Below are 10,395 nucleotides of genomic sequence, written 5' to 3'. Positions count from 1 at the left end.
CCAATTTATTATAGAGCCGAAGAATTCTATCCTGGCCTCTTTATTTATGTTCATTTTGGGATAGAAAATATAGGGGGATTCCCCGGCAGTATAAGGGAATGTCCTTATGTTCATTTTTTCACAAATCTACTAAAATTTAAATGTAATCAGTAATGTGATTGAAATATAAATTTTTGACCTCTTTTATATAACAATTACTGATAAAGAAAATGAAATGATGAAGGTGAAAAAATGTATAAGACAAAAGGTGGCTTTCAACTTACATTACAAACGTTAAGTCTTGTAGTAGGATTTATGGCGTGGAGTATCATTTCTCCATTAATGCCGTATATCTCACAAGATATTAAGGTTAATCCTGGTCAGTTATCAATTATACTGGCAATTCCGGTTATATTAGGTTCAATACTACGCGTGCCATTTGGCTATTTAACGAATGTTATCGGCGCAAAATGGGTATTCTTCTGTAGTTTTGTCGTTCTATTATTCCCAATATTCTTTTTAGGACAAGCACAAACACCAGGCATGTTAATGCTATCAGGATTCTTTTTAGGTGTTGGTGGCGCGATTTTCTCAGTCGGTGTAACGTCTGTACCAAAATATTTTTCAAAAGATAAAGTAGGACTTGCGAATGGTATTTATGGTATGGGGAACATTGGTACAGCAGTATCATCATTCTTAGCACCACCGATTGCAGGTATTATTGGTTGGCAAACAACAGTAAGAAGCTATTTGATCATCATTGCTATTTTTGCCGTTTTAATGTTCATTTTTGGTGATAAAAATGAACCAAAAGTGAAAGTACCTTTAGCATCTCAATTTAAAAAATTATCATCAAATTACAAATTATATTATTTAAGTCTATGGTATTTTATTACATTTGGTGCTTTTGTAGCATTTGGATTATTCTTACCTAACTACTTAGTAAATAATTTTGGTATTGATAAAGTAGATGCAGGGATTCGATCAGGTGTATTTATAGCTTTAGCTACATTCTTGAGACCGGTCGGAGGGATTCTTGGAGATAAGTTTAATGCGGTTAAAGTACTAATGATTGACTTTATTATTATGGTTATAGGTGCCGTTATTTTAGGCATTTCAAGTCATATCGCATTATTTACGATTGGTTGTTTAACAATCAGTATCTGTGCAGGTTTAGGTAATGGTTTAATATTTAAACTCGTGCCTTCATACTTTGCAAATGAATCTGGTGCAGCCAATGGTATTGTTTCAATGATGGGTGGTTTAGGCGGATTCTTCCCACCACTTGTGATTACTTACGTAACAGGATTAACAGGTTCAAGTCATTTAGCGTTTATTCTTTTAGCAATATTTGGTATCTTAGCATTTATTACAATGGGACACTTATATAAAAAAGAATACGCAAAATAAGTTTATACATTCATAAGAGCAATACAAGGCTAATGATAGCTTTGTATTGCTCTTTAATATTACTGTATCAGTGATTATTCTACTGTAATGGTAGTCGTCTGATCTTGTGCACTTACTTCTTTAGGTAAAGTAACGACTAAAATGCCATCTTCATAGCTTGCTTTAATTTGTGATTTATCAATATCATTAAATTCGAAATGTCTGACTAGCTCACCACTTGCACGCTCATTTAATTGGACGCTACCTGTTTGTTCTGATACATGCTTTTGTACTTTAATCGTTAGTGTAGAATGCTCAAATTTAAGTTCAATTTCTGATTTATTAACGCCTGGTAATTCAGCTTCTAATACATATTGGCTTGATTGATTATAAATATTTGTTGGGAAACTTTTTGATGAAAATTGATTGAATACTTGTTCTCCTAAATCACGAAATACATCTTTTGGGTTATTTTTAAAAATGGATTGATCGAAAAAATCTCTATTATTCATACGATTGTCTCTCCTTTATTTAAGTAAGCATAGTATAGTTGTAAAATGCTACTTTTAAAGTACATTATAGTAATAGAGACGATTAACGTAAAGCGAAAGGTATTATAGAACAGGAGAAGAAGATAGTGGTGTGGAATAAGAAATACATGGCAAAAGTTCTATTATGTATAAAGCCTAGTCATTGCGATAAATCAGTAGTTCATGCTTTTGCCATGATTAAATATTAGTTAGTTGTATAATCGAAGTTTTTTGAAATTACATGTTTTAAGCTATTAACGAGTTCTTCGTTTTCTTCATGTGTAATATCAAAATCATCAAAGACTTGGTCAGAGATAGCTTCCAACGTTGGTTTAATATTAATACCATTTTCAGTGAGGGTAATTTGAAGATTTCGTTCATCTTCTTTTTCACGCATACGTTGTACATAGCCTTTTTTCTCTAATTTCTTTAAGAGAGGTGTAAGTGTTCCAGAATCTAAAAAGACACGACGTCCAAGTGATTTAATATTTATTTTTTCATCATTTTCAATAGCCATGATGACCATAAAGCTTGTATATGTTAAATCATGCTTTTTTAAATAGTGAGTATATTTTTTTATGACTTCTTTAGAAGTAACATATAATAAAAAACATAATTGATTACTTAAATAACTATCCTTTACATACATATATTTCCCCCCTTAACTTATTTAAAGATAGTATGAACTAAAAGTATTGTCAAGCCCGTTATCATAGTATTCTATGGACTTTTCAAGTCATTTAAACGTTATTTTAAAGTACATCTACATAAAGGGTGTAAGTGTAGATTTATTTTGAATTAGAGATAAATTGTTAGGCTATTTTGTTACAGAAATATAGAAATACTTTAAAATTTTCAAACTATCATTCATAATAATTTAGATAGTGATTAAATATGTTGAGACTAGGTTGTGTGCAAAGGAGTTTCAAAATGAGTAAAAAACAAAAATGGATTAGAATTTGTATTATTTTAGCTATTTCATTAGTAGTAGCAGTAGCTTTCTTTTTTGCAATGAAAACATATCAAGGCCACAGAAACATTAAAACGGTTGATAGTTATTTAGAGCAAAGGAATTTAACTGATAAAATTAAATCAGAGGAGACACTTTATAGTGCCAAAAAAGGTGTTTATTACAAAGAAGTTGTATTTAAAGATGAACCACATATGACTTATGTCATTCAACCAATTGGTACGCGTAAAGGTATCTTTGCAGAGGGCTTTGATACTGAAACTAAAAAAAGTATGAAAGATGCGAAATATAATGATTTCGATCAAAATTTTAAACCATAGCATTTGATTATAAAACTGTATTTAGACGTTATTTTATTGTCTATGTACAGTTTTTTTGTGCTATTGGATACGTGTATGGTAGCGTGCGCTATTAAAAAATTTATATCCCAATTTATAATTATCTGATATAATTAAGCGATGTCAGATGAAGGGGGTTCCAACATGGCTCTGTTCAAGAGAAAAATTAGTTTGCCGATGCAAGTTATCATCGCATTGGTACTAGGTGTAGTTGTAGGTTTATTATTATTTGGCCAAGATAACGTAGCAAATTATATTAAACCTTTCGGTGACGTTTTCTTAAATTTAATTAAAATGATCATCATCCCAATTGTATTCTGTGCTTTAGCATTATCTATTTCTAACTTAGGGGATTCAAAGAAGATAGGTAGCTATGGATGGAAAGCAATTCTTTACTTTGAAATTATAACGACAATCGCAATTGCTTTAGGACTTGTTATTGGTAATTTATTCAAACCAGGTGCTGGTTTAGATCCAACGAAATTACCTAAAGGCGATATTTCTAAATATCAATCATCTGCATCAGCTGCAGAACAATCTACATATGGCAATCACTTTATTGATACCATTGTAAACATTGTACCAACAAACATATTTGAAGCATTAACTAAAGGTGAATTATTACCAATCATCTTCTTCGTAGTATTCTTTGGTTTAGGATTAGCTGCAATAGGTGAAAAAGCAGATCCTGTAAAAGGTTTCTTAAACGGAACACTTGAAGCAGTTTTCTGGATGATTAATAAAATTTTAAAATTAGCACCAATTGGTGTATTTGCATTTATTTGTACAACAGTAATGACGTTTGGAGCAGCCGCTTTAATTCCGTTATTAAAATTAGTACTTGTAGTTGTGTTCGCAATGGTATTCTTTGTTATCATCGTTCTTGGTATTGTAGCAAGAATGTGCGGTATAAGTATCTTCTCAATTATTAAAATTTTGAAAGATGAATTATTATTAGCATTCTCTACTTCTAGTTCAGAAGCAGTATTACCAGTTATGATGAAGAAAATGGAAAGGTTCGGGGCACCTAAAGATGTCACATCTTTCGTCATTCCAATTGGTTACTCATTTAACCTTGATGGATCAGCGCTATACCAATCTATCGCAGCGTTATTCGTTGCACAAATGTATGGCATCCATTTATCGATTTCAGAGCAAATTATCTTAATGGTAACGTTGATGGTTGCCTCTAAAGGTATGGCTGGGGTACCAGGCGTTTCAATCGTAGTATTATTAACGACATTAGGTGCGATGGGCTTACCAGCACAAGGTCTTGCATTAATTATCGGTGTAGACCGTTTATTAGACATGGTTCGTACATGTGTAAACGTAATAGGTAATGCATTATCAGCTATTGTTATCTCTAAATGGGAAAAGGTTTATGACAAAGAACAAGGTAAAAAGTATTTACAATCAATTTAAAAAAGAAATCTGACATTTTTTGTACCGAGCGAATGCGTTCGGTACTTTTTTTGTTCTACTTGAAAACATCAATGATTTGTATTGGAGCACAACTATTGCATAAAAAAACTGCCAACGAAGCAATGGGCTTCATTGACAGTCATCTATGACCATTTACATACCTTTCATATCATGCATTTCATGAATTTTCATCATTAATCCATGTGGTACATCATCATGATCGACTTTGGATACTCTTGAGAATTTATCTGATCCTTTTTCTTTAACTAAAAATACAAAGTCGCCTTTTTTGACATTCGCTTTGCTATCAGAAGGTAATTCGATATTCTTTTCAACTTTTTCAGTTTGTTCATTGACCATTTTATCAATTGTATGATCATTCTTCATATAACCATAATAGGTTTCTTTTTGACCACCCGTCATCATCATGACCACTAGAACAATACATACAATAAGCATGATAGCAATCAGTGCAATACCAATACCTAAACCTTTTTTATTTTTCATGTTATAGACTCCTTTAAAAAGTTCTATCTCTTTTATACAAAAAATAGTATTAAATTGCAATAAAATAATAAACGATATTAAATTGAACACGCAATGAATCATATCAATGACACAAAGATGTTGAATTAATAAAATTGACAAAAAAGAGTGGAACGGAATTCATTTTGGAATTCATCGTCCCACGCTCAAATTCATAATACACTTTTTAAATTACACAGTAATCGTTACAGGCGTATCGACATCGTCATCGTTCATTAATGTTATCGTTTTAGGAACGACTTTAAGTACACATAATCTAGGATCTTCTTTTGAATCAAAGAAAGTCTTATCTTGTGTTTCCCATAACCAGTCAATCACTTTTTGATCTTCTACGACTTCGATATTGGCTTCTATTTCAACAAAACTATTGTTTGTTGTTTCATTGTAACCTAATAAAATATATGCGCTAGGATTATGTTTAATCTCTTCAACTTTAGTGCTTTCAGTACTTGTTTTCGTATATAAAGTCAATTCGTCATTATAAAAGACCATGTAACGACTGTTTGGTTTATTGTTGTAAGCAGTAGACAATACACCAACTTTAGAAGTGTCTAACACTTTTTCAATTGCTTGAATCGCTTGTTGTTGTTCCACAATCATCATCTCCTTAGTTTACATATATCCTAAATGACATATGTCTAAACTCATATCAACGTGAATACTATGAAGGTTTAATACAAATATATTTAACTTCGTCATGTTTAAGTGTTACTTGAAATGTTGCGTAATCCTTTTCTTGAATTAATAATTCTGTTTTAGGATGGTTGCATTGGTCTAGTTGTTGAATGATATCTTTCTCAATATACACATCGCGTTTATCCTGAGGAATTAAATGTTGTATTGAGCCGTGTTCATTATTAAGTGTATTGACTATGAAGAGTGTATTTTCTTTAAAATCATTTTCAAAAATATAATGCTGTTGACTATCTGATAAATAGCGATCATTAATTTTGTTGAAAAGTATCAAATGATAATCACCATCTTTATAGCACATTAAATAATTGTTTGCTATTTGAAATGACTCATTACTAAATGTCGCGACAAAACGATATAAATGCATGATGGGTAGCAGACTTCCATGATTATTAAATAAGGAAATATACATTGGGTCAGTTTCTATTAATTTGTAACACACGCCGCCACCATGTCTCATTAATTGATACAAATGACAAACGATATCTGATAATTGAAGTGACTGTGTACCATTATTGGTGTATTTGAAACATTTCAATGATAAATTACTATAAATAAATTGTGTGGAAGGTATATTCGATCCTTCTATGAAACGTAAATAATTTTCAAAGTGTGTAGATGAATGAGTGAAGCCTCGTTGTTTATCAATTAACACATTTTTGGTATCGATATTTTCAATATCTACAAAATAAAAATCAAAATTCATACGGTGCATAATATCATAGGTTTCTTGTAATGAACCTGTTTGTCTTAACAAACCCTCCACCATCAAACTAAATTTGATAGCGCGGTTTTTATTTTTAAGTTTAAGGTGTGCAAGGTGAATATCATGGACAGACATTGTTTCAGTATCAAATACAAGCATAAATTTCACTAATTTTTTATTCCATTTATAATCTCGGTTATTTTGTAAGAAAATCATAATCAATTGATATATCATCTTAAATTCTTGATTGTTTTTAATTGTTACTGCCAGTCTAATATTTTTTTCGAATAATTTTTCAAAGCAACGATTTAATAAATTTAAATTTGTATGCCGGCCTACCATGTCACTAACATCATTAATTAAGATGGCTGGTCTAGGTAAATAGGATAAATCAATATCAAAGTAATCATTAAATACAAATTGAAAGAGTTCATTGATGTTTTGAAAATCAATAAAAGCAGTAGAAAATTGAGTTTGGTCTTTCGGATTATAATGGGCCATATTAATTTGTGTTGTTTCTGTCGTTAAGTAATCGGTAAATTCAAATTGTGAAATTAAATTTAAAAATGATTGACTGACTGAACTACGTATTGCGATTGAAGGTAATGGTTCTAATTGATTTAACTTTGTACGAAATTGCTTAGGACTCACATCAAGGTGTTTTTTAAATTGGTTAGTGAAATTGGTGTGGCTACTAAACCCTGACATTTCAAAAATGGTTGTAATGGAATGATTCGTTGTCATTAATAAACGGACGGATTGATTAATTTTTAAACTCGTATAATAATCTTTGAAATTGACATTCAACATGCGCGCAAATAGATTAGAACAATACGATTCTGAAATCAGTGCATGTTGTGCGATATCGATTAGAGATAAATGAGATGTAATGTTGTCATTAATATATAGAACGATGTTAGATAATAATTGATTATCGATGGACATGGTTGGTACATATAATGTTGCATTTCTCACTACAGCTTCCTTATATAATGTGCGGATAATTTTAGACATTGTCTCACTATCTTGTGCTTCTTCGTTTGAATAATTAGAAACACATTGCAAAATTTGAGATTTTATAAAATGATTTGACTGTAATAAATGCCGATCAAAATAACAGTTAAAGAAATCGTTATCTTCTATATAGAAATAAGCGATAGGTATCTTTAACTCAATTAAATCATTAGCATGATTAATATTATATAAATCCCCTTGGTTGACGATGGCAATATGATTATGGATTTCTGTCTTGCTACCATTGATAGTCATCGTCAATTCATTTGTCAAAGAAAAATATAAAATCACATAATTAATATTACGTAAAGGGGCGGTTGTTAAATGTTCATGTAATCGAAGGGAATTACTCATATTTGTTGTTCTCCTAGCTTTTTATATTTATGTGCTAAACAATACGGCTCAATTGAATTGTGAATAATAAAAGTAATTATAACTTAGAATTATATAAACATTAATATATCAAGGTTTGTGGAGTTATTTAAGTTAGGGTGGCAGAAATAAAGGGCATAAAAAGAGCGTTTTGTGGAAGTTTTAGCAATTTTAATAAAAAATACGCCTATAATGAAGACGTATTTCAACCAATATTTACATTTTCTAATTTATTCATCATATCTTGTGCCATCTTATCAGTTACATGAGTGTATATCTCTAAAGTTGTTTTATAGTCTGAATGTCCTACACGATCTTGTATAGCTTTTATATTTATTCCTAATTGTGCTAGTGTTGATATATGAGTGTGTCTGAGTGTATGTGATGTCACTTTTTTGTCTATCGAACTCATTTTAACAGCTTCTCTAATTGCGTTGTTGATAGGTGTAACTGGTATAGGGCTACCAACAGCATTAGTAAATATAAAGCCTCTATCCCTATAATTGTTGTTCCATTGACTATTCTTTTTATTTTGCAGCATGATGGACTTTAACAATTTAACACTTTGGGAAGTTAAACCAATTGTTCTATTACTTTTGCTTGTCTTTGTCGTTTCTTTAAGTCCAAAAGTATTTGTAACTGGATCATGAACATAATTTAAAGTACCATCTATAACTAGCGTCTTGTTTTCTATATCAATATTTTCTTTTTTAATAGCTAATAGCTCACCGATACGCATCCCATTATTGCATTGAAACTCCACTATATTTTTAATCATTTTCATATTGTGTCTACCATTGACGGTGACGCTTTGCTCAGCCAACTTGTCAAAACACTGTAATAACTCTTTGACCTCATAAGGCTCAAGATAATTATTTTTCTTTGCCTGTAATTGTTCTCTAGTTTGCGCTTTCTTAGGTATCTCAACCCTATCTAATACTGATGATAAATCTAGGTCGTAATGCTTTAGCATATATTTGAAAATGAAACGAACAATTCCCATTAACGATTGAACATAGCTATAACTATATTTATCTGCCCATTTATTGATAATGTCTTGTAGATATATATGATTAACATTGCTTATTAGAATATCGTCATCAATATCCGATTTAAACGTATATATCACTCTTTTTCTTAAGTTGATCGTCGTCATCTTTACGCCAGATGAACGCTTATAACTTTCAAACCACTCATCACATGCAGCATGAAAAGTTAGCGTCTTAAGTGTAGTAGGCGTCTTGTCATTTAGCTTTGCCTCTATACGCTCATTTAAGCGTTTCTGAGCCTCTTTCTGTGATTGCTTACCATTCTTATTAAGCACAACGCTAGTACGTCGCCATTTATTTGTGAGTGGGTCTTTATACTTCTCATAATAGCGATATTTCGTTTCACCATGTTTATTAGTAAACTTCTCATGCCACATGTGAATGAGCCTCCTAAAAGTCATATTTTGTCATTCTTAGTTCATTTTCTTTTTTAATTTTTTTTAAAATATAGTTTATAGTTGGAAGGTTATTTAATGTAATATTTTTATTATTATAAATTTGAGCAAATAGTAATTCGCAGATTTCATCACAAAAGTTTTTATCTGTATCTTCGAATGATTTAATATCTTCATAAAATAAGTTTTTAAATAAACGTCTACTAACGTTGTCTATAAATAACATGTTTTCATAATATTCAAGATGATAATTAAAATATATAAATAGTCTATCTATAATGTTTTCTTCACTAGAGTATAAGAAAGCTGTTGAGTGGATACCTTGTGTTACTGATAAATAAGTAGCATAATTAGTATATTTTCTTATAACGTTTTTATTTTTATTAGTCTTTTTATAGTAAAGCACTAAACTATTTATGATATTTGCTGTTTTATGATCCGAATTATTTGATTTTTGATTTTGTTGTAATAAATACAAATAAATATACTCTATTTTATCATCTACATTTAATACTTCTTTTGCTATTTTATGTGCTGAACCTAATGAAATAATTGGACTGTTATAGAAGTGTAAAATATATTCCGTTTCACCAATTATTTTATTCCCCTTTGAAGTTGGAATATATACTTGTGGTAATTCAATTGCATTTTCATCTATATTAGTTTTGATTCTTTCTATCAATTCTGGCTTATTCCCACCTAATTTGAGTTTATATTCTCTTAATATATCTTTTAATTCAGGAACTTTAATATAGGGTAAAGAAACATCAAAATTCGATTTTATATCTAGAAAACCTAAGTTGATTAATTTATTTAGAATTTTATCTACATTAATTTGATTTTCTAACAAATAAAAATGATTTTTAACTTCCTTGCCAACTACTCTATTTTTATTTAAATGTAATATTAAAATATCGTTAGCATTTAAATTAGCATGATGATCGTTATTATTATCATCTTTAACTTCTGAAAGATAAAGTCCGTATAATTGT

General features: G+C 30.3%; 10 protein-coding genes. 3 read left to right on the top strand and 7 right to left on the bottom strand.

The features are described from left to right. Nucleotides 1-231 precede the first annotated feature (231 nt). On the top strand, nucleotides 232-1,389 hold the full coding sequence (locus tag KA828_RS12765) for a nitrate/nitrite transporter (protein WP_075108100.1): 1,158 nt from the start codon (nucleotides 232-234) through the stop codon (nucleotides 1,387-1,389). Between the two features lie 74 nt (nucleotides 1,390-1,463). On the opposite strand, the gene KA828_RS12760 is transcribed toward KA828_RS12765, so the two are convergent. Then, nucleotides 1,464-1,880 carry an Hsp20/alpha crystallin family protein gene (locus KA828_RS12760; RefSeq protein WP_210126348.1) on the bottom strand — a complete coding sequence of 139 codons (417 nt, stop codon included), beginning with the start codon at nucleotides 1,878-1,880 and terminating at the stop codon, nucleotides 1,464-1,466. 223 nt (nucleotides 1,881-2,103) lie between these two features. After that, nucleotides 2,104-2,547, bottom strand: a complete 444-nt coding sequence (locus KA828_RS12755; protein WP_075108098.1) for a MarR family winged helix-turn-helix transcriptional regulator — start codon at nucleotides 2,545-2,547, stop codon at nucleotides 2,104-2,106. A gap of 281 nt (nucleotides 2,548-2,828) precedes the next feature. Between KA828_RS12755 and KA828_RS12750 the strand changes: the two genes are divergently transcribed. Next, entirely contained in the window at nucleotides 2,829-3,188 is a 360-nt protein-coding gene (locus KA828_RS12750; RefSeq protein WP_193839011.1) for a DUF3139 domain-containing protein, read from the top strand. A 162-nt stretch (nucleotides 3,189-3,350) separates the two neighbouring features. Then, nucleotides 3,351-4,628: a cation:dicarboxylate symporter family transporter gene (locus KA828_RS12745; RefSeq protein WP_210126347.1), complete on the top strand. Its 1,278-nt coding sequence runs from the start codon at nucleotides 3,351-3,353 to the stop codon at nucleotides 4,626-4,628. Nucleotides 4,629-4,781: 153 nt separating this feature from the next. Here the strand turns inward: KA828_RS12745 and KA828_RS12740 are convergent, their stop codons facing one another. From KA828_RS12740 to KA828_RS12720, 5 genes are all read right to left on the bottom strand, one after another. Beyond that, nucleotides 4,782-5,135, bottom strand: coding sequence for a DUF4889 domain-containing protein (locus tag KA828_RS12740; RefSeq protein WP_053028691.1), 354 nt, complete (start codon nucleotides 5,133-5,135; stop codon nucleotides 4,782-4,784). A gap of 210 nt (nucleotides 5,136-5,345) precedes the next feature. Further along, nucleotides 5,346-5,768: a pyridoxamine 5'-phosphate oxidase family protein gene (locus KA828_RS12735; protein WP_210126346.1), complete on the bottom strand. Its 423-nt coding sequence runs from the start codon at nucleotides 5,766-5,768 to the stop codon at nucleotides 5,346-5,348. A 67-nt stretch (nucleotides 5,769-5,835) separates the two neighbouring features. Beyond that, nucleotides 5,836-7,941, bottom strand: a complete 2,106-nt coding sequence (gene rsp / locus KA828_RS12730; RefSeq protein ID WP_210126345.1) for an AraC family transcriptional regulator Rsp — start codon at nucleotides 7,939-7,941, stop codon at nucleotides 5,836-5,838. A 223-nt stretch (nucleotides 7,942-8,164) separates the two neighbouring features. Continuing rightward, complete coding sequence (locus tag KA828_RS12725) at nucleotides 8,165-9,385, bottom strand: tyrosine-type recombinase/integrase (RefSeq protein ID WP_210126344.1); 1,221 nt, start codon at nucleotides 9,383-9,385, stop codon at nucleotides 8,165-8,167. A 13-nt stretch (nucleotides 9,386-9,398) separates the two neighbouring features. Then, on the bottom strand, nucleotides 9,399-10,395 hold a 997-nt coding region (locus tag KA828_RS12720; RefSeq protein ID WP_210126343.1), incomplete at its 5' end, for an SAP domain-containing protein.

The sequence above is a fragment of the Staphylococcus sp. GDY8P85P genome (assembly GCF_017892405.1).
Lineage (GTDB): Bacteria > Bacillota > Bacilli > Staphylococcales > Staphylococcaceae > Staphylococcus > Staphylococcus borealis.
Note: the sequence above shows the minus strand (reverse complement) of the source record. Positions and strands in the feature narration are given on the sequence as shown.